Below are 18,697 nucleotides of genomic sequence, written 5' to 3'. Positions count from 1 at the left end.
CTGTGACGACGCTGGGCATCGCGATGGTCGGCCACGCCTTCATGGGAGCAGCGCACTCCCAGGCGTGGCGGGTCGCACCGCACTTCTTCGACCTGCCGGTGAGGCCGGTGATGTCCGTGCTGTGCGGGCGTGACGCCGACCGCACGCGGGCCGCCGCCGAGCGGCTGGGCTGGGCCGAGGCCGTGACCGACTGGAAGTCCGTGCTGGAGCGCGACGACGTGCACGTGGTGGACATCTGCACACCGGGTGACACGCACGCCGAGATCGCGGTCGCCGCCCTGGAGGCGGGCAAGCACGTGCTGTGCGAGAAGCCGATGGCCAACAGCGTCGCGGAAGCGGTCGCGATGGCGGAGGCAGCCGAACGCGCCGCGCGGCGCGGGGTCCGCGCGATGGTCGGCTTCAGCTATCGCCGGGTGCCTGCACTGGGACTGGCGCGCGACCTGGTCGCCCAGGGCAGGCTGGGACGGATCCACCACGTGCGGGCCCAGTACCTGCAGGACTGGATCGCCGACCCGGCCGCACCGCTGTCCTGGCGGCTGGACAAGGAGAAGGCGGGCTCCGGCGCGCTGGGCGACATCGGCGCGCACATCGTCGACGCCACCCAGTTCATCCTCGGCGACACGATCAGCGAGGTGATGGGGACGCTGGTGACGTTCGTGCCGGAGCGTCCGCTCGCCTCCACGCACTCCGGTCTGTCCGGTACCGCCGCAACCGGACAGACCGGTCCTGTCACCGTCGACGACGCCGCGCTGTTCCTGGCGCGGTTCGGCAGTGGCGCGCTCGGCTCCTTCGAGGCCACGCGGTTCGCGAACGGCCGCAAGAACGCGCTGCGCATCGAGATCAACGGCTCGGCGGGCAGCCTCGCGTTCGACTTCGAGGACATGAACGTGCTGCAGTTCTTCGACGCGACCGAGGACGCCTCGATCGCGGGGTTCCGCCGGATCATGGTCACCGAGCCGGGACATCCGTACGTGGGCGCCTGGTGGCCCGCCGGGCACGGGCTCGGCTACGAGCACGCGTTCACCCACCAGGCCGTCGACTTCGTGCGGGCCGTGGCCGCCGGCACCGATCCCGCGCCGTCGTTCGCGGACGGTCTGCAGGTGCAGCGCGTCCTGGCGGCGGTCGAGGACAGCGCGGCGTCCGGTTCGTGGCAGCAGGTCTAGAGGAGGATCGCGGAGATGGCACGTCCGATCACGTTGTTCACCGGTCAGTGGGCCGACCTGCCGTTCGAGGAGGTCTGCGGGCTGGCCTCGGGCTGGGGTTACGACGGCCTGGAGATCGCCTGCTGGGGCGACCACCTCGACCCGTGGCGGGCCGCGGAGGACGACGACTACGTCGCCGACCGGCTCGCGATCCTCGCCAAGCACGACCTGAAGGTGTGGACGATCTCCAACCACCTCACCGGGCAGGCCGTCTGCGACGACCCGATCGACGAACGGCACCAGGGCATCCTGTCCGCCCGCAACTGGGGTGACGGTGACCCGGAGGGCGTCCGGCAGCGGGCGGCGGAGGAGATGAAGGCGACCGCGCGGGCCGCGGCGAAGCTCGGCGTCGACACCGTCGTGGGCTTCACCGGTTCGTCGATCTGGAAGACCGTCGCGATGTTCCCGCCGGCGCCCGCGTCGATGATCGACGCCGGCTACCAGGACTTCGCCGACCGCTGGAACCCGATCCTGGACGTGTTCGACGAGGTCGGCGTCCGGTTCGCGCACGAGGTCCACCCGTCCGAGATCGCCTACGACTACTGGACGACGGTCCGCGCGCTGGAGGCGGTCGGGCACCGTCCGGCGTTCGGCCTCAACTGGGACCCGTCGCACTTCGTCTGGCAGGACCTCGACCCGGTCGGGTTCCTGTGGGACTTCCGCGACCGGATCTACCACGTCGACTGCAAGGACGCCCGGCGCCAGGTCGGCAACGGCCGCAACGGCCGGATGGGCTCGCACCTGGCGTGGGGCGACCCGCGGCGGGGCTGGGACTTCGTCTCCACCGGACGTGGTGACGTGCCGTGGGAGCAGTCGTTCCGGATGCTCAACACCATCGGCTACACCGGTCCGATCAGCGTCGAGTGGGAGGACGCGGGGATGGACCGGCTCGTCGGCGCGCCCGAGGCGCTGGAGTTCATCCGCCGCAACGCCTTCGACCCGCCGTCGGCCTCTTTCGACGCCGCGTTCAGCTCCGGGGGCTGACCAGGCCCGCCTTCTGGTTCCGATGTGACAATTGTTCGATGGAGAGCACCTTGGGTGTAGAGGCGGGATCGCCGGCCGCAGTGCTGCGCATGCTGATGGACGGCAACCCGCGCACCCGAGCGGAGATCGTGGACGCGACCGGTCTCGCGCGGTCCACGGTGCGAGCGAGGCTGGACCTGCTGGTGGCGGCCGGGCTGGTGACGGGCAGCGGCACGGGGGAGTCCACCGGTGGCCGCCCGGCGGGCCGGTTCGTGTTCAACCCCGGCGCCCGCCTCGTGCTGGCGGCCGACGTGGGCGCCACCCACGCCACCGTCGCGGTCTCCGACCTGGGCTGCCGGCTGCTCGCCGTCGAACAGGTGGACCTCGACGTGGCGGACGGGCCTGCGGCGATCCTGCCGCTCCTGGTCACGACCTGGCGCTCGTTGCTGACGACCGTGGACGCCGCGGAGATCGCCGGCGTGGGCGTCGGCCTGCCTGGCCCGGTCGAGCACTCCACCGGGCGGCCGAACAACCCGCCGATCATGCCGGGCTGGGACGGGTTCGACGTCCCGGCGGCGATCGAGGCGGAGTTCGGCGTGCCCGTGCTCGTCGACAACGAGGTCAACCTGATGGCGCTGGGCGAGCACACCGCCTCGCACCCGGACGTGGCCCACATGATCGTGGTGAAGGCGGCGACGGGCATCGGCGCGGGCCTCATCAGCAACGGCGTGCTGCACCGCGGTGCGGCGGGTGCGGCGGGCGACCTCGGGCACATCAGGGTGCCCCAGGGCGCCGAGGTGCTGTGCCGGTGCGGCAACACCGAGTGCCTGGAGGCGGTCGCCGCCGGTCCCGCGCTGGCGGCGAGGCTGCGCGAGCTCGGGCACCCCGCGCACTCGACGGCCGACGTGGTGAACCTGGTCCGCGCCGGCAACCTGGAGGCCGGCCGGGTCGTGCGGCAGGCGGGCAGGGACATCGGCGAGGTGCTCGCCGGGTGCGTGAGCATGTTCAACCCGTCGCTCGTGGTCATCGGCGGCCTGCTCGCGGAGGCGGGCGAGATGCTGCTGGCGGGCGTGCGCGAGTCGATCTACCGGCGTTCGCTGCCCCTGGCCACGGAGAACCTGCGGATCGTCGCGTCGGGTGCCGGGGTGACCGCCGGGGCGCTGGGTGCCGCGGCGATGGTGGTGCGGCACGTGTTGTCGCCGGAGGTGCTGGACGCGCGGCTGGGCGAGGTCGCCGCCGGCGAGGTGCGGCTGTCGTCGCACGCCGCCACGTAAGCACCGCAGCATCCGTTCGCGCCCGAACACGCCTCGTTGGCACCGTCGTGCCCGAACACGTCCCGGTACGAATGCGCTGCGCCGTCTCCAAAGTCGCGCCTTGCCCGTCATTGATCACTTTCGGAGCCCTCAGCGCACTCGTGTGTCGTAGTAATGGCGGCGTTCATCCTGAAGATAGCTGCGATCTGACAGCGAAGTGCCGACTTTTGATTGACAGCCGCCAATAGTCCGGCCTACCGTCGCCCTATGACTGTGACCCGCGCAACACCGGGGCTGCTCGCACACCCCGCTGGGCGGACGCGCGTGCTCGTGGGGGAGGGGTCGATGACCAAGCCGGTCACGTTGCCGCGTCCCAGACAAGGCGACCACATGGTGGCCGTGGGCAAGGAGCCCACCACGGCGACCCAGCACCTGCTGCGGCTCATGCGCACCGGCGCGACCGACCGCGCGATCGCGCGTGAGCTCGACGTCAGCCTGCGCACCCTGAACCGGCGCATCGCGCGCCTGCAGTCGTTGCTCGGCGTGCAGTCGCGGTTCCAGCTCGGGGTGCTCGCCGCCGAACTGGACTGGCTCGCGCCGACCGGCGAGACCGCGACCGGCTGATCGTCGTCAGCTCTGCGCTCTGAGCGCGGCGCGCAACGTCTCCAACGCCTTGTGCTGCACCAGCTTCACCGCCGCCACGGTGGAGCCCAGCTTCGACGCCACCTGCTCGGCCGACAGCCCGTGCACGACGCGGAGCTCGAGCACCTCGCGCTGCTCGACGGTGAGCTTCGCGAGGTGGTGGAGATCGGGTCGGGAACGATCGTTCACGCGATGCTGACCGTCCACTGTGGAGCGTGCGGTGACGTCGTCATCATCACCGCCGCCGGGGTTTGCCGACCCTCGTCAGCCCGTCGGCCTCGGGTGCGCGTTCGATGACCTGCCGGGCGACGTCGGACAGCAGCTGGCCGGTGTTGCGCGCGTAGTTCCGCATGAGGGAGAAGGCGTCCGCGACGCCGACCTCCAGTCGTTCGGTCAGCACGCCCTTGGCCTGTTCGATCACGACGTGGCTCGTCATCGCCGTGCTGAGCTGTTCGGCGACCGCCTCGTCCTGCTCGGGCGACCGCACGTGCAGAACACCGATCGTGGCGACGTTCGCGAACGACTGCGCCAGCGCCGCGGTCTCGGCGGACAGTGCGCCGGGCGACGTCCTGAACAGCGTCAGCGAGCCGATCACCCGGTCCCGCAAGCGCAGCGGCACCGCGTCGACCGCGGCGAACCCGAGCGCCACGGCCGCCGCGGTGAACGGCTCCCAGCTCGGCGGCGGTGTGCGGAGGTCGGGGCAGTGCACCGTCTGTCCGGAGTGGAAACAGTCCTCTGCGGGGCCGTTCTGGCCCTGTGGCAGGGAATTCTCGTGCGGACGCGCCGTTCTGCTGGACGCGGCCATCAGGCTGAGCACACCCCGGTCGTCCGCCAGCTGGATCCCGGCCGCGTCCACGGGCAGCAGCTCGACGCTGCGCTCGGCCAGGACGTGCAGGAACTCGATGCTGTCGAACCGCTCCACCAGCGTGTCGGCCAGCTCGGCGAACGTCTGCGCGAGCCGTTGGTTCGACACGGGAACGGCCACCTCTCACTCGTTCGTCCATGGGGTCTGGGCGGTTTCCCACCCTAACGCCGTCGGGGCAGGCGGTACCCAGAAGTTGGATCGTTTCGGGCCATATGTGTCAATCGGCTGCCGGGAGTGGGATGAAGTCCGGCGGCCGTACGGCGGAACGAATCCGTTGCGCGATCAGCCTTCGGCGGGCTGCGGGCGGGTGGCGAGGAGCTCGTCGGGACGGAGCTCTCCGAGGACGAGCTCCCGCGCGACGTCGGCCAGGCGGCGGCCGCGGTTGCGCGCATACCCGCGCAACGTCCGGAAAGCGGTCTCCATCTCCAGGTTCTCTGCGAACGCGAGCACGCCCTTGGCCTGCTCGATGACCACCCGGCTGTTCAGCGCCGTCTGCAGCTGCTCGGTGACGACCTCGCCGCGCCGGATGGCACGTTCCTGCAGGATCCCGATCGTCGCGGTGTCGGCCAGTGCCCGCACGACCATCAGGTCCTCATCGCTGAGCAGACCGGCCTCGCGGCGGAACAGGTTCAGCGTGCCGATGGTATCGCGGCGCAACCGCATCGGGACCGCGTGCACGGAGACGAACCCCTCCTCGATGGCGAGGGGCGCGAACCGCGGCCAGCGCTGGATCGTCTCCGCCAGGTCGGCGACCAGCACCGGTTCGCTGGTCCGGACGCAGTCCAGGCAGGGGCCTTCGCTCTCCTGCAGCTGGAACAGCTCGAGCATCCGCGTCTGGTCGGAGGAGTAGGCCACCACCTGCAGACCGCCGTGCTGGTCGGACAGCATCAACCCGGCGGCCGTGGCGTCGAGCAGTTGGACACAGTGCTCGACCAGCCGGTGCAGCACGTCCACCACGTCGTAGTCATCGACGAGCGTGTCCGCCAACTGGACGAACGCCTGGAGCAAACGGGATTCTCGCTCCGTCCTGGAGGGTGCGCTACCGCTCATCAACTGCTCCTGTCCTCTTCGTCCGACGGTAGTGCTGCCTGGACGGGCACGCCATGAAGGCTTTGTGCGCGGTCATTTGTCGAGTTCGAACGGCGAGAGCCTGCGGGTCACGAGGTCCTTGGCGACGGCGTCCAGCGGCCTGTCCGTCACGAAGGCGTAGCCCCGGAGCCTGGCCAGGGCCTCCTCCGCGGAGATCGTGAAGGCCGCGATGAGCATGCCGGTCGCCTGGTGCACCTGTTCCCGTCCCGGCGACAGCACACCCCGCAACCCCTCGGGGTCGCCGGGATCACCGAGCCGCAGGCCGAGCAGCACGGTGGCCACGAGGTCGACGACCTCCAGCGCGACCGCGAGCTCGTCGGCCGACAACCAGCCGGGCCGGCGGCGGTAGAGGTCGATCGCGCCGATGCCGATCGCACCGGCCTGCAACGGGAACGCGAAGATCGCGCCGATGGGCACCGCCCTGATCGCCTCGGCGAACACCGGCCATTCCACCACCGAGGCCTCGCGCAGGTCGGGCACGAGCACGGGCCTGCGCGAGGCGAACGCCTCGAAGCACGGGCCCTCGCCCAGGCTGAACTGGACGTCCTCGATCCGCGCCGCGATCTCGTCGCTGGCGTACAACGTCTCGCGCTCCCGCGGCCCGCTCATCACCGAGACCGAGGCGCCGTCCACCGGCAGCACGTCCACACACGCGCGGATCACCCGCGCCAACGCGTCGAGCTTGCTCTCGTTGTCACGAAGCGCGGCCAGGACCGTCGCACGTGCCTGGATCAACGACCTCTGTGGCCCATCAGGAATTCGCATCGGTGGCCACACCACCGAAACCCGGCCGACTGCTCACGGCTGGCATCGGACACCTCCACCACGTCGACGACTCGAAGTCGTTCCTGGACGCAGCGGGATCTGGGCGTACGCCTCGCGTGATCGCATCAGGATCAACCACGCAAGCCTACTGCGTCCGGCGGGCCGACGCGTCCTCGGCACGACTTGCGTCCTTCGCACGCCAGCCGGTTCGTACGTTTGTAGGCTTGCTTTCGCAGGCGGCGGACGGAACCCGCGGCGGTCGGCGCGCGTCGACTCGTTCGTACAAAGGCGCTCGGGAACACGAGGACGATGACGGAAGAGACGTTCGGGCCCTACCGGATCGAGCAACTGCTCGGCCGAGGTGGGATGGGCGAGGTGCACCGGGCCTACGACACGGCGCACGACAGGGTCGTCGCGCTCAAAAGGCTTTCGCCCGGCTACCACGACGACGAGGACTACCGGGCCCGCTTCCGCCGCGAGGCGCGGATCGTCGCGAGGCTGCGCGAACCGCACGTCATCCCGATCCACGCGTACGGCGAGATCGACGACCGCCTCTACCTGGACATGCGGCTGGTGGAGGGCGCCGACCTCTCCGACGTCATCCGCGAGGGCACCGTCGAACCCGCGCGGGCCGTGCGCATCGTCGAGCAGGTGGCGAGCGCCCTCGACGCCGCCCACGCCGACGGCCTCGTGCACCGCGACGTGAAGCCGTCGAACATCCTCGTGACCTCCGGCGACTTCGTGTACCTGGTGGACTTCGGCATCGCCCGCAGCGTCTCGCCGTCCGCGACGGGCCTGACCGCGTCCGGCTCGGTCGTCGGCACGCTCGACTACATGGCGCCGGAACGCTTCGAGAGCGGGCCGGTCGACGGGCGCGCGGACGTGTACGCGCTGGCCTGCGTCCTGTTCGCCTGCCTGGCCGGTCGGCGGCCGTTCACCGCGGACGGCACGGCGGCCCAGATCTGGGCGCACCTGAACGAGGCGCCGCCCAAGGCTTCGCCGCTGAACCCTTCGGTGCCCGTGGGGCTGGATGACGTCATCGCCAAGGAGATGGCGAAGAACCCGGCTGATCGTTATGCCACGGCGGGGGAGTTGGCGGTGGCGGCCGTGCAGGCCCTGGCGGGCGGTGCGACGCCGCCCGCCACCCCTTCCACGCCGCCCGCAGGACATCCCGGACCTCTGGCCACACCAGGCCCCCAGCCCACCCCCGGACCTGCGTCCACCCACACGACCCCGCCCACCCACACGACTCCGCCCAGCGGGTACATCACCCCTGCCTCTGGCTGGCCCTCACCGGCGAGCCCTCCCCACGGCACGCCCCGGCCGATCACCACGGGCCCGCAGCCGCAGTTCCCCCGCCAGCCCGCACCCGGCCCCCAGCCGCCGTACCAGCCGACCCGCCCTCAGCCCGCAGCCGCGTCCTCGGGCAAACGCGCCGCCATCGCCGTAGGCGCCCTGGCAGTAGTGGTGGGGATCGTCGTGACAACGGTGATCTTCGCGAACAAGGACAAGGTCCTAGGCACGGGCACGACGTCCAGCAGCACCCCGTCCAGCACCAGCACGACCACCACGACGGCCAGCCCGACGCCGTCCAGCAGGACGCGAACACCCCAGGACAGCGCGCTGCTGGACGCGTTGCCGGCCGTCTACCGGACCATCAGCACGACGTGCGCACCCACCGAGCCCGACGCGAGCACGGTCGCCACCGTTCGCTGCGGCGAGGTGAAGTCCGACGACCCCTACGCCCCGCCACCGGCGGAGGCCGAGTTCCGGCTGTTCGCCGACCGGGCCACGCAGGACGCGTTCTTCCTGGCGGTGGTGAACAACCGGGGCATCCCGCGGATGGACGAGCGCGGCGGGTGCCGGCCCAAGTCGGACCCCATCCACTACGCGCTCTACTACCGCGACGTCTCCGGTCCGCTGCCGGGCGACTTCACCACGTGCTTCCTCGCCGACGGCAACGCCCAGGTGTGGTGGGTCGACACCAAGAACCTCACCATCGGCACGCTGAAGAAGCCGGGCGACGTCGACACCCTCGACAAGCTCGACCTGTGGTGGAACCACCAGATCCTGACGGCGTTCTAGGCGTGTTCGGCCGCGCGTTCCCGCAGGACGGCGAGCGCCTGGTCGGCGTGGACGGTGAACTTCAGCTCGCTCTTGATCACTTCGAGGATCCGGCGGTCGGTGTCGATGACGAAGGTCTTCCGCTTGGCGTGCAGCGGGCTGAAGCGCCGCCAGGCATCGAACTGCTTGGCCACGGCACCGTCCACATCGGACAGCAGCGGGTAGTCGAAGCCGTTGGCCGCGGAGAACCGGCGTTGCGTGCCCACGGCGTCGGGGCTGATGCCGAGGCGGTGGGCGCCGAACTCGGCGAACTCGTCGGCCAGGTCGCGGAAGTGACAGCTCTCCGCGGTGCAGCCGCCGGTCATCGCGGCCGGGTAGAAGAACAGCACGACCGGGCCGGAGGCCAGGAAGTCCGACAGGGTGCGGGGTGCGCCGGTGTCGTCGGGCAGCGTGAAGTCCGGGGCGGTGTCTCCTCGTTTCATGCCGGGTCTTCGTGCCCGAGGCCGGTGCGGATTGGTCTGAAGACGCCGGAAGGCCGCCCCGGAGCGCGGTCGGGGCGGCCTTCCGGACGTGGGGTCTAGAGGCTCAGGTCGAGGTCGTTCAGCACGCCGCCGACGTTGACGTCGCCGAGCTCGCCGGACAGGTCGCCGATCTTGCCGATGTCGCCGATGTGGCCGACACCGGTCACATCGCCGACGTTGCCCACGTGGGACACGACGTCGCCGACGTTGCCGACCTCGTGGAGCGACAGGTCGTTGCCGGTCACGTCGCCGACGACGGAGCCGATGTCGCCGACACCCAGGTCACCGGTGTGCGCGGTGCCGGTGACGTCGCCGACGACGTCGGTGATGTGGGTGGTGTCGAGCACGTCGGTGCCGTTGCTGATGTCGCCGACGGTGTCGGTCACCTCGAGGTCGGTGACGGTCCTGGTGACGTCGGTGACCGTGCTCGTGCCGACGACGTCCAGCGCGCCGGACGGGTCGCTGAGCACGTCGAACCCGGTGGTGACGCCGTGCACGGCGGCGGTCAGGCCCGAGACGGCGCCGAGGACCGTGTTGTCGTCGACCTGCTGGCCGACCGTGTTCTGCAGCGTGCTCATCAGGTCGAGCTGCTGGTCCAGGTCGAGGCCGGAGATCGTCGACCCGAAGTCGCCGAGGTGGGTGACCGGGGCGAAGTCGAGCACGAGCGGCAGCAGCTCCTGGATGTCCGCCGGGTGCACGTCACCGAGTCCGGCCGCGTCGAGCGAGCCCTGCGGGTCGAGCTGGAAGGCCGACCGGGCGTCGGGGTCGCCGAGCAGGTTGAGGGTGAAGTCGTGCAGCGTCTGCGGCAGGTCCACGTCGAACTCCTGGTGCGTCGTTGTGCTGATGCCACAGAAAGCTACGGAGAGCAGAGGTATCACCACATCGGGTGATGCGCAGGGTCTTGTTCGCCGGGGACCGATCGGGGATTGCTGCCACTCCGAGTAGGGGAATAGGGGTAACTCCCGATCTTGGTGCCGTGACCAAACCTGAACGGGTGATGCACCGAAGTAGAGATGCAGGAGTCGGTCACCAGGAGGTTCACGCGCTCATGTCCCCGATGTCGGACACGCCCTTGTTGCTCGACGGAGGGACCACCCGGACGCTGGAACGCGCGCGCACCGCAGACCACGTCGTGCTGACCGGACCGGCCGGGTGCGGCAAGACGACGTTGCTGCGCACCTTCGACCAGGCGATCGTCGTCGACGACGGGCACGCGCTCGCCGACGCCGAGGCCGACCGGTTGCTGGCCGAGGCGACCGCGGGCGGCCGGCTCGTCATCGCCCACCGGCTGTGGCCGGACAACCGGGCGCTGACCAGGCTCATCGGCGCACTGCCCGGCTCCGTGGGCCGGGTGCGGCTGCGGCCCCTGTCCCGCGAGCACGTCCGGTCCCTCGCCGCGCACGTCCTGGACGCCGAGGTGAGCGAGGAGCGCGCAACCCGCCTGCACGAACGGACCGGTGGCACGCCGGGGTTCGTGCTGGACGAGCTCTCACCGGATCCGCGCGCCGCGTTCGCCCGCCACTTCGACGACCTGCCGCCCGAGGCAGGCGATCTGCTGCTGGCCCGCGCTCTCGGCGCCCCGTTCGACGTGGGGCTGCTCGCGTCGGTGCTGGTGCTGGACCTGCACGCGGTCTCGGAGTCGATCGACGCGCTGAGGTCGGCCGGCCTGCTCCAGATCGACGGCGCCCCGCTGCCCGCCGCCGCCGACGCGATCGAGGCGCTCGCGCCCGTCGAACAGCGGGCCGGCCTGCTGCGCACGCTCGCGCTCACCCAGTTCGAACGCGCCCAGCCGGTGTCGGCCTACGCGCGGCCGTTGCTGGAGCTCGGGGTGCGGGATCCCGGTCTTCTCGACGTGTTCTCGTCGGCGGCCCACGAAGTGATCAACGACGACCCGGCGCTGGCGGCGCGGCTGTTCACCGCCGCGGGCACCGGGCCTTCCGCGCACCTGGCGCGGGCTCGCGCCCTCAGCGGTGACCTCGACGGCGCCGTGGACGCGGTGGACCTCGAACACGCCGACGCGGACGCGTTGCTGGTCGCCGCGACCGTGCTGACGTTGCGCGGGCAGGTCGGCCGCGGGGGAGAGCTGCTCCAGCGCTCGGACAGCGGACTCGCGCTCGGCTTCGCGGTCACCGGTCTGCTCGGCGCCGGACGGCTCGGCGAGGCCCGCACGGTCCAGCTCGGCGCGCGTTCGCAGCCGGCCAGGTCGCTGAACGACACCCTCGGGCACCGGCTGGCCGGCGTGGTGCTCGACACCGTCACCGGTCCGCCGATGGCCGCCGTCGCTGCCGCGGTGGCCACGGCGGGGGTGAACCGGACCGGGTCCCGCGCCTCGGTGCAGCCGGACAGCCCGACCGCGCTCGCCGCGCTGATCTGCGTCCACGCCGGTGAGCTGACCGTGGCGAAGTCGTTGCTGGCCAAAGCTGTCCAGGGCGACGAAGGCAGGGGACTGCACGCGGACCGGCACCAGTTGCTGCTCGCGAGCGCGGAACTCTTCGGCGGCGATGTCGAAGCGGCCCAACGACTCGTGCGCCCGGACGTGCCCAGAGAACCGCGCGAGGCCCTGTTCGCCGCGGCGCTGGAGCTCGGGATCACCCGCCGCGCAGGCGATCTGCGGGCACTGAGGTCGGCGTGGGAACCGGCCCAGCAGGCACTCGTCGTGCACCCCGTCGACCTCTACACCCTGGTCCCGCTGACCGAGATCGCCGTCGCCGCGGCCAGGATCGGCCAGTTCCACCGCATCGAGACGCACCTGGACGAGGCGTGGTCGCTGCTCGACGGGCTGGGCAACCCGCCGCTGTGGTCGGCGCTCCCGCGCTGGCACGCCTTCCACGCCGCGTTGCTCGTCGGCGACCACACCGCGGCCGAGAAACACCTGGCAGCACTGGAAGAAGCGGCGGACGCCATGCCGTTCGCCCGCGCGCTCACCGCCGCCGCGCGGTGCTGGAGCCTGGCCGGCCGCGGCGAGGTGGACCACGCGCAGGTCGAGTCGGCGGCGCAGGAGCTGCAGGCCCACGGCATGCCGGCGGACGCGGCGAGGCTCGCCGGGCACGCGGCCATGCACACCACCGACCGCAAGGCGATGACCCAGCTGCTCGACATCGCCCGGCAGTTCCAGGGCACGAACAGCGGGCAGGGCGGCGCGGAAGTCCTGAGCGACCGCGAGCAGGAGGTGGCCGCGCTGGTGCGCGACGGGCTCACCTACCGCGAGGTCGGCGACGCGCTGTTCATCTCGGCCAAGACCGTCGAGCACCACGTCACCCGCATCCGCAACAAGCTCGGCGCGAAGAACCGCCGGGAACTGGAGCGGGCGCTGGAGGACATGGCCACGAAGTAGCCACTCCATCAGGTGAATCGGCTCATCGCACCGATCCGCCGTGGTCGTTCGGTGCGGATGTAGAGGGCGCGGATCCGCCAGATGCGGTTCAGCCGGCTCGGGACGGCGCCACGCACGTCCCTGTGCGTCCGTGAAACTGACACCGGACGCACAGGGACGCGGCCGTCACTTCCTCCAGAAGAGGTGGTGCGTCACGCCGCTCGAACTCGGCACCACGTCGACGTGGAACCGGTCGAGCAGCTCGTCGGGCGACTTCCACAGCGGCACGCCGTGACCGAGCTCGACCGGCGCCACCGCGACGTGCAGGGTGTCGATCAGGTCGGCGTCGAGGAACGACCGGATCGTCGTGGCGCCGCCACCGATCCGCACGTCCTTGCCCTGCGCGGCCTCCTTCGCGAGCCGCAGCGCGTCGGCCGGCTCGCCGTTCACGAAGTGGAACGTCGTGTCGGAGAGCGTGAACGACGGCCGTTCGTGGTGGGTCATCACGAACACCGGGGTGTGGAACGGCGGCTCGTCGCCCCACCAGCCCTGCCAGTCGTGGTTCTCCCACGGACCGCGGTGCGGGCTGAACTTGTTGGCACCCATGATCTCCGCGCCGATGTTGTGCGCGAAGTCGCGGGTCAGGTAGTCGTCGAGGCCGCGGCTGCCACCGGGGTCAGTGCGGTTGGGCCAGCTCGCCGTCGCACCCGCCCACGCGAACATCGTGCCGGGATCGGCGTGGCCGAACGGCCTGTCGAGGGTCTGGTCCTCGCCGGCACCGAACCCGTCCCGCGACACGACGAAGTTCTGGACCTTCACCAGCTGGGTCATGGGGTTTCCTTCCGTTCTCGGTCGATGGTTGGACTGCGGCGGCAGCGTCAACTCATCGGCCTCACTCCTCCGGATCTGACCCAGAGCCCTACTGCGCGGTCGGGACGGGGTGACCCTCCGACGCCTGCACGACGACGATCCCCTGACCCGACAGCGCGAGCTGGTACGCCTCGCCGGAGCCGCGCCCGATGACGGCGCCGAGCTTGGCCGTCTTGCGGATCGAGGACTGCAGCGAGGTGGACCACAGCACGGCGGACTGCATGTCGACGTACGTCGGCACGTCCACGTTCAGCACGACCGGCGTCCCGTAGGCGGTGACGGCCAGCGCACCGGTGCCGGTGAAGGTGGTGTTGAACAGGCCGCCGCTGAGCATCGACGCGCCCTCGGTGCGGTTGATGTCCCACTTGAGCGAGCTGTCGAACGCGAGCACGTTCTTGCCGTTGACGGTGACGCCCTCGTTCTCGAGGTACAGCACGAAGATCTCGTCGGCGTCCTGGGCGAGGAACACGTCGCCGCTGCCCGACACCTTCATCAGCGACATGCCCTCACCCGTGAAGGCCTTCTTGAAGAGCTTGCCGAGACCGCCGCTGCCCTCGTAGGAGAAGTCGACGTCGCCCTGGTAGGCGACCATCGATCCCTGCTTGGCGAAGAAGTGCCCGCCGCTGCCGGTGAGGTCGACCTTGAGCATGCGGTCGTTCTGCAGTTGGAAGCTGCCCGGTTCGACGGACCGTTCCTGGTGGTTGAACAGTGAGCTGCGCATGCCCGGAATCATGCAGGTGATCATGGGCATGCGCATCCCTGGGGGTGTCTGCTCAGGCTTCTGGCAGGTGCACGTCGGCGACGCGGACGTCGACACCCGCGACGTCGAAGCCCAGGAACTCCTCGACGGCCTCGATCACGTCGATGCGGACCTGCTCGGCCAGCTTCCTGACCGCGTGCCCGAACTCGACCACCAGCGCGACCGTGATCGTGGCGACGTCACCGTCGACCTCGACCGCGATGCCGTCCGCGGCAAGGCTGTGCACACCTTCGACCTTGCCGGCGACGAGGGTGACGACCTTCGCGACGACGCCGTCGTCCACCGAGACGGTGCCGCGGGTGCCGGCGGCGGCGCGCAGCGGGGCGGCGGGTTCGGTCTCCGCGACCGGCTCGCTCGCGGGGGCGGTCAGAACGACAGCCTCGACCTCGGGTTCGGTCTCGGACTCGGGGGCGGACAGCACGATGGGCTCGACCTCGGCGACCGGCTCGACCTCGGGCTCGGCGTCTTCAACCGGCTCGACCTCGGCGACCGGCTCGGCGTCTTCAGCGGCCTCGGTCTCGGCGGCGGGTTCGGCCTCGTCCACTTCCTCGTCCACAACGGTTTCCGCCGTGTCGTCCTCGGTGTCGTCGTCGGTCTCGGCAGCGGCTTCCGCCTCGGTCTCCTCCGCCTCCGCGTCGTCAGCCTCGTCGGTCGCGGCCTCGTCGGTCACCTCCTCAGCACCCTCCTCGGTCTTCACCTCGGCGTCGGCAGCGGTGGCGTCGGTGGACTCGATCGCTTCGGTGCCAACGGTTTCGGTGGTGGCGTCCTCGGCGGGAGCCGTGTTCTCGGCCTCGTCGTTCCTGGGCCGGCCGAAGAAGGAGCTGATGATCTCGGTCATGGGGGTTCCCGTCTCGCGTGCGAAGGGGGCAGGGAAGGAGCGAACAGACGGGCGTGATGATAGGCAGCCGGCCGAAGCTGCCGATCATCATCGCCAATTCGAGATTTCCCTGTGTCCCAACAATGTTCAGCTCGTGACGAGAAGGTAAAGGTGATCATCACGACGTGGTAGGACGGGATCATCGGAGGTCTTGCCCTGCGCTACCTCTGCGGCAGCAGAACCGCGGACGGGTGCTCGGCGTCGTGGAAGATCTCCACCCTGGTGGCCAGCGGCTCGGCCGAGGTGCGCTGCGGCCCGCCGTCGCCCATGTTCCTGGCGAAGCGGGGGAACGCCCCTGCCGACACCTGCACCCGGATCCGGTGCCCGCGCCGGAACACGTGCGCGGTCGGTGACAGCTCCACGGTCACCTTCGTGATCCCGTCCGGCCGAACCTTGACCAGGTCGTCGCAGATGTTCACGGACTTGCCGCGTCCGTCCACATCGCACAGTCGGACGAACAGGTCGCACGACGGCCGGTCCGACCGCAGCCACACCTCGGCCGTGACCTCGCCGATCACCTCGACGTCGGCGTCCAGCACGGCCGAGGTGAAGACCAGGACGTCCGCGCGCGCTTCGAGCCTGCGGTTGTCGACGGGCCCTGCGCCGCGGCTCTCCAGCTTCGGCCCGCCCAGCGACGGCGTCGGGTCGGCGGGGTCGTAGGTGAACGACGTCGGAGCCGCCGGACCGGGCGCCGAACCGAGCTCGCCGCCGGGCGCGAGGTGCCAGCGCCGCGGGGTGTAGCCGGCGGGCGGCCACTGGTCGAAGTCACGCCATTCGTCCACGCCCATCACGAAAAGACGCACCGGCGGCTTGCGCGGCGGCTCGGTTCCGCGGGCGTGGGCTGCGGCCCAGCCGACGGTGTCACCGAGCACCGCCGCCATCCCGCCGGTGTGGGCGTGCCACCACGGCCCGACCGTCAGGTGCGCGTCGCGCCCGGCCTCCCTGAGCACCTGGAAGTCGCGGAGCTGGTCGGCGAGGAAGATGTCGTACCACCCCGCGATCGAGCTGACCGGCACGGTCACGTCACCGACGGAGGGGGAGTGGTCCTCGTTCTTCCAGAACGGGTCGTTCTGGTCGTGGTGCACGCAGTCCTGGTAGAACGGCCAAACGTGGCCCAGCGCGGCCGTGTCGGCGTCCACCAACGGCAACGTGCCCATGGCGGCCTTGACGCGCTTGCGCCCGAAACCCAGCAGCGTGCGCCAGACGTTGCCCGGCCGCTCCTGCGTCGCCGTGCTCACCGACCACCCCAGCAGCGTCTCCATCTCGACGCGCTCCGGCCTCAGGAAGGCGAGTGCGAGTCGCGCCGAAGTCACGTGCGGCACCATCGCCTTGACTCGCACGGGAGCCTCCGCGGCGATGGCCCACTGCGTGTACCCGAGATAACTGCTCCCGGTCAGCACCACGTCGTTCGCCCAAGGCTGCTCGGCGAGCCACTTCAACGTGGACAGGCCGTCCTCCCGCTCGTGCCGCATCGCCCGGAAGTCGCCGTCCGAACCGAACGTGCCCCGGCAGCTGACGGTCAGCACGTGCATCCCGCGCTCGGCGAGCGCCCGCCCGTACAGCCAGTCCAGCGGCCCGGAGCGGCCGTACGGCGTCCGCACCACGGCCGTGGGCGCGCCGGGCAGGTCGGCCGGCGCCCAGTGGTTCGCCAGCAAAGTCTGCCCGTCGTGGGTGGGGATCCGCAGATCCCGCTCCACGGTGACGTTGCGCGAAGTGGCAGGGGGAAGCTTCAGCAGGCGCTGGCCGAGCAGTCCGGCCGCCCTGCCCGCGAGGTCGAACCGAGGTCGTGTGGCCACGGTGATCTTTCCTATCAGGGCGAACGCCGGACGGCGAGCGCGACGCAACCCGCGGCAGGTCTGTCTTCAGTCACTATTGCTTCAGTGTTGACCAAAACAAACCGTCAGAACCGCTTCCCGGGATTGAGGATCCCGCGCGGGTCCAGGGCGGCCTTGATCGAGGCCTGCACGTCCGCCCCGGCCTCCCGCGCCAGGCAGTCCCGTGTCAGCAGCCCGATCCCGTGCTCGCCCGTGACGGTGCCGCCTAGCTCCAGCGCCAGGGCGAAGACGTCGTCACCAGCGAGCCGCACGGCTCCCGGCGGCGTCGCGCCGGGGTAGGAGATGATCGGGTGCACGTCGCTGTCGCGGGCGAAGGAGTAGATGTCGACGCCGCCGACCGCGCCACCGCCGATGATCACGTATCTCGTCATGTGCGGGTCTCCCGAGGCGGTCGCACAGTGCACTGTGGACGGAAGGGGTTCCTTTCCGGTCAGGGCAAGGCTTGTCGTGACCGGGGACGGTGTCAACGGCTTCCAGCTGCTGGGAGGGGCTTGGTCGGCGGTGCCGGGTAGCATCGCGGAAGCCTTGTCCTTCCTGGCTTCCCACCCAACTCCGGCGGAGAAGTGACATGCCTTTTGCCGACGAACTGATCGGTGCTCCCGCCGTTCGCGCCCTCGTGACCTCCCTGCGCGCGGTGACTCCGCGAGCCCGCCTGCCGCGGCTCAGCGCGGCCGAGACCGCGTTGGCGCCGCTGGCTCTGAGGGAGCGCAGCGACCTGATCCGTGACGCGCTGCTCGCCGACCTGCCGGGCGACTACGCGTCGTTCGCCCAGACCGTGCGCGCCGCGGCGGAGAAGGCGCCGTCCTTCACCGGATGGCTGATCTGGCCGGTCACCAGTGCCGTTGCCGCGAAGGCGATCGACGAGGGCGGGGTGGACGCGTTCGACGACGCGCTCGCGCTGCTGGCCGAACTGACGCCCCGGCTGACCTCCGAGTTCGCGCTGCGTTCCCTGCTCAACGCCGACCTCGGGCGGGCGCTGGGCGCGATCGTGCACTGGACCCGTTCGGAGTCGGCGGACGTGCGCCGCCTCGCCTCGGAGGGCACGCGCCCGGTGCTGCCCTGGGCGATCCGCGTGCCCGGCATCCTCGCCGACCCCAAGGCCACGCTGCCGATCCTCGACGCGCTGTACCGCGACGAGAGCGAGTACGTGCGGCGCTCGGTCGCCAACCACCTCAACGACATCAGCCGCAGCGACCCGGACCTCGTCGTCGCGACCGCGGGCGCGTGGCTGGCCGAGCCCGGCGAGAACACTGAACGCCTTGTGCGCCACGCGCTGCGCACGCTCGTCAAACAAGGCAATCCCGGCGCGCTGGCACTGCTGGGGTTCACCGCCGCGGAACTGGACGTCACGGGCCCGGTGCTCGGCGCCGACACGGTCGCGATCGGGGAGACGCTGTCGTTCACGGGTTCGGTGCGCAACCTCGGCCAGGAACCCGCGCGGTTGGTGATCGACTACGTCGTCCACCACCGCAAGGCCAACGGCACGCTCACCGGCAAGACCTTCAAGCTCACCACCCGGACCGTCGAACCGGGCGAGACCTACGAGCTCAGCCGCGAGCACTCGTTCCGGGTGATCACCACCCGCCGCTACCACCCCGGCCGGCACGCGGTCGAGCTGCAGGTCAACGGTGTGCGGTCCGGTCGCGCGGAGTTCACCGTGGTGGCCGGGTAGTTTGCG

The 18,697-nt window shown here is 70.7% G+C and carries 18 protein-coding genes; 7 read left to right on the top strand and 11 right to left on the bottom strand.

Going from position 1 to position 18,697, the window contains the following annotated elements; translation table 11 throughout:
* Window positions 1-23 precede the first annotated feature (23 nt).
* From ACSHWB_RS41015 to ACSHWB_RS41000, 4 genes are all read left to right on the top strand, one after another.
* Window positions 24-1,163, top strand: a complete 1,140-nt coding sequence (locus ACSHWB_RS41015; RefSeq protein ID WP_439664758.1) for a Gfo/Idh/MocA family protein — start codon at window positions 24-26, stop codon at window positions 1,161-1,163.
* Between the two features lie 15 nt (window positions 1,164-1,178).
* A complete protein-coding gene (locus ACSHWB_RS41010) occupies window positions 1,179-2,186 on the top strand; it encodes a sugar phosphate isomerase/epimerase family protein (RefSeq protein ID WP_439658709.1) in 1,008 nt (335 codons plus the stop codon).
* Window positions 2,187-2,224: 38 nt separating this feature from the next.
* Window positions 2,225-3,439 (top strand): ROK family protein, encoded by a 1,215-nt coding sequence (locus ACSHWB_RS41005; protein WP_439658708.1) that lies wholly within the window; start codon window positions 2,225-2,227, stop codon window positions 3,437-3,439.
* 246 nt (window positions 3,440-3,685) lie between these two features.
* Window positions 3,686-4,042: a hypothetical protein gene (locus ACSHWB_RS41000; RefSeq protein WP_439658707.1), complete on the top strand. Its 357-nt coding sequence runs from the start codon at window positions 3,686-3,688 to the stop codon at window positions 4,040-4,042.
* 6 nt (window positions 4,043-4,048) lie between these two features.
* Here the strand turns inward: ACSHWB_RS41000 and ACSHWB_RS40995 are convergent, their stop codons facing one another.
* The 4 genes from ACSHWB_RS40995 to ACSHWB_RS40980 all read right to left on the bottom strand — a co-directional run bounded on the left by ACSHWB_RS40995 (window position 4,049) and on the right by ACSHWB_RS40980 (window position 6,779).
* Window positions 4,049-4,249 carry a sigma factor-like helix-turn-helix DNA-binding protein gene (locus ACSHWB_RS40995; RefSeq protein WP_439658706.1) on the bottom strand — a complete coding sequence of 67 codons (201 nt, stop codon included), beginning with the start codon at window positions 4,247-4,249 and terminating at the stop codon, window positions 4,049-4,051.
* Between the two features lie 46 nt (window positions 4,250-4,295).
* Window positions 4,296-5,045: a GAF and ANTAR domain-containing protein gene (locus ACSHWB_RS40990; protein WP_439658705.1), complete on the bottom strand. Its 750-nt coding sequence runs from the start codon at window positions 5,043-5,045 to the stop codon at window positions 4,296-4,298.
* Between the two features lie 162 nt (window positions 5,046-5,207).
* On the bottom strand, window positions 5,208-5,975 hold the full coding sequence (locus ACSHWB_RS40985) for an ANTAR domain-containing protein (RefSeq protein WP_439658704.1): 768 nt from the start codon (window positions 5,973-5,975) through the stop codon (window positions 5,208-5,210).
* A gap of 72 nt (window positions 5,976-6,047) precedes the next feature.
* A complete protein-coding gene (locus ACSHWB_RS40980; RefSeq protein ID WP_439658703.1) occupies window positions 6,048-6,779 on the bottom strand; it encodes a GAF and ANTAR domain-containing protein in 732 nt (243 codons plus the stop codon).
* Window positions 6,780-7,088: 309 nt separating this feature from the next.
* Here ACSHWB_RS40980 and ACSHWB_RS40975 point away from each other — a divergent pair, with 309 nt between their 5' ends.
* On the top strand, window positions 7,089-8,864 hold the full coding sequence (locus tag ACSHWB_RS40975; RefSeq protein WP_439658702.1) for a serine/threonine-protein kinase: 1,776 nt from the start codon (window positions 7,089-7,091) through the stop codon (window positions 8,862-8,864).
* Here ACSHWB_RS40975 and ACSHWB_RS40970 read toward each other — a convergent pair.
* Together ACSHWB_RS40970 and ACSHWB_RS40965 are read right to left on the bottom strand one after the other, a co-directional pair.
* Window positions 8,861-9,325, bottom strand: a complete 465-nt coding sequence (locus ACSHWB_RS40970) for a peroxiredoxin (RefSeq protein ID WP_439658701.1) — start codon at window positions 9,323-9,325, stop codon at window positions 8,861-8,863. The genes ACSHWB_RS40975 and ACSHWB_RS40970 overlap by 4 nt on opposite strands.
* A 95-nt stretch (window positions 9,326-9,420) precedes the next feature.
* Window positions 9,421-10,179 (bottom strand): IniB N-terminal domain-containing protein, encoded by a 759-nt coding sequence (locus tag ACSHWB_RS40965; RefSeq protein ID WP_439658700.1) that lies wholly within the window; start codon window positions 10,177-10,179, stop codon window positions 9,421-9,423.
* Between the two features lie 242 nt (window positions 10,180-10,421).
* Between ACSHWB_RS40965 and ACSHWB_RS40960 the strand changes: the two genes are divergently transcribed.
* Complete coding sequence (locus ACSHWB_RS40960) at window positions 10,422-12,698, top strand: LuxR C-terminal-related transcriptional regulator (RefSeq protein ID WP_439658699.1); 2,277 nt, start codon at window positions 10,422-10,424, stop codon at window positions 12,696-12,698.
* A 165-nt stretch (window positions 12,699-12,863) separates the two neighbouring features.
* On the opposite strand, the gene ACSHWB_RS40955 is transcribed toward ACSHWB_RS40960, so the two are convergent.
* The 5 genes from ACSHWB_RS40955 to ACSHWB_RS40935 all read right to left on the bottom strand — a co-directional run bounded on the left by ACSHWB_RS40955 (window position 12,864) and on the right by ACSHWB_RS40935 (window position 17,390).
* Window positions 12,864-13,508 (bottom strand): dihydrofolate reductase family protein, encoded by a 645-nt coding sequence (locus tag ACSHWB_RS40955; RefSeq protein ID WP_439658698.1) that lies wholly within the window; start codon window positions 13,506-13,508, stop codon window positions 12,864-12,866.
* 88 nt (window positions 13,509-13,596) lie between these two features.
* Window positions 13,597-14,268 carry an AIM24 family protein gene (locus ACSHWB_RS40950; protein ID WP_439658697.1) on the bottom strand — a complete coding sequence of 224 codons (672 nt, stop codon included), beginning with the start codon at window positions 14,266-14,268 and terminating at the stop codon, window positions 13,597-13,599.
* 52 nt (window positions 14,269-14,320) lie between these two features.
* Window positions 14,321-15,145, bottom strand: a complete 825-nt coding sequence (locus ACSHWB_RS40945) for an Asp23/Gls24 family envelope stress response protein (protein WP_439658696.1) — start codon at window positions 15,143-15,145, stop codon at window positions 14,321-14,323.
* 200 nt (window positions 15,146-15,345) lie between these two features.
* Entirely contained in the window at window positions 15,346-16,980 is a 1,635-nt protein-coding gene (locus tag ACSHWB_RS40940; RefSeq protein WP_439658695.1) for a CocE/NonD family hydrolase, read from the bottom strand.
* 104 nt (window positions 16,981-17,084) lie between these two features.
* Entirely contained in the window at window positions 17,085-17,390 is a 306-nt protein-coding gene (locus ACSHWB_RS40935; RefSeq protein WP_439658694.1) for an FAD-linked oxidase C-terminal domain-containing protein, read from the bottom strand.
* A gap of 197 nt (window positions 17,391-17,587) precedes the next feature.
* Between ACSHWB_RS40935 and ACSHWB_RS40930 the strand changes: the two genes are divergently transcribed.
* Window positions 17,588-18,691 carry a DNA alkylation repair protein gene (locus tag ACSHWB_RS40930; protein ID WP_439658693.1) on the top strand — a complete coding sequence of 368 codons (1,104 nt, stop codon included), beginning with the start codon at window positions 17,588-17,590 and terminating at the stop codon, window positions 18,689-18,691.
* The last annotated feature ends 6 nt before the right edge of the window (window positions 18,692-18,697 follow it).

This window comes from Lentzea sp. HUAS TT2, assembly GCF_051853195.1.
Lineage (GTDB): Bacteria > Actinomycetota > Actinomycetes > Mycobacteriales > Pseudonocardiaceae > Lentzea.
This window is presented reverse-complemented; position numbering and strand designations above follow the sequence as displayed.

Coding starts and splice junctions, on each gene's coding strand:
- ACSHWB_RS40985 (WP_439658704.1), bottom strand. CDS start 5,975: ATGAGCGGTAGCGCACCCTCCAGGACGGAGCGAGAATCCCGTTTGCTC.
- ACSHWB_RS40975 (WP_439658702.1), top strand. CDS start 7,089: ATGACGGAAGAGACGTTCGGGCCCTACCGGATCGAGCAACTGCTCGGC.
- ACSHWB_RS40980 (WP_439658703.1), bottom strand. CDS start 6,779: ATGCGAATTCCTGATGGGCCACAGAGGTCGTTGATCCAGGCACGTGCG.
- ACSHWB_RS40970 (WP_439658701.1), bottom strand. CDS start 9,325: ATGAAACGAGGAGACACCGCCCCGGACTTCACGCTGCCCGACGACACC.
- ACSHWB_RS40950 (WP_439658697.1), bottom strand. CDS start 14,268: ATGCGCAGCTCACTGTTCAACCACCAGGAACGGTCCGTCGAACCGGGC.
- ACSHWB_RS41015 (WP_439664758.1), top strand. CDS start 24: ATGGTCGGCCACGCCTTCATGGGAGCAGCGCACTCCCAGGCGTGGCGG.
- ACSHWB_RS40955 (WP_439658698.1), bottom strand. CDS start 13,508: ATGACCCAGCTGGTGAAGGTCCAGAACTTCGTCGTGTCGCGGGACGGG.
- ACSHWB_RS40930 (WP_439658693.1), top strand. CDS start 17,588: ATGCCTTTTGCCGACGAACTGATCGGTGCTCCCGCCGTTCGCGCCCTC.
- ACSHWB_RS40935 (WP_439658694.1), bottom strand. CDS start 17,390: ATGACGAGATACGTGATCATCGGCGGTGGCGCGGTCGGCGGCGTCGAC.
- ACSHWB_RS40960 (WP_439658699.1), top strand. CDS start 10,422: ATGTCGGACACGCCCTTGTTGCTCGACGGAGGGACCACCCGGACGCTG.
- ACSHWB_RS40945 (WP_439658696.1), bottom strand. CDS start 15,145: ATGACCGAGATCATCAGCTCCTTCTTCGGCCGGCCCAGGAACGACGAG.
- ACSHWB_RS41000 (WP_439658707.1), top strand. CDS start 3,686: ATGACTGTGACCCGCGCAACACCGGGGCTGCTCGCACACCCCGCTGGG.
- ACSHWB_RS41010 (WP_439658709.1), top strand. CDS start 1,179: ATGGCACGTCCGATCACGTTGTTCACCGGTCAGTGGGCCGACCTGCCG.
- ACSHWB_RS41005 (WP_439658708.1), top strand. CDS start 2,225: ATGGAGAGCACCTTGGGTGTAGAGGCGGGATCGCCGGCCGCAGTGCTG.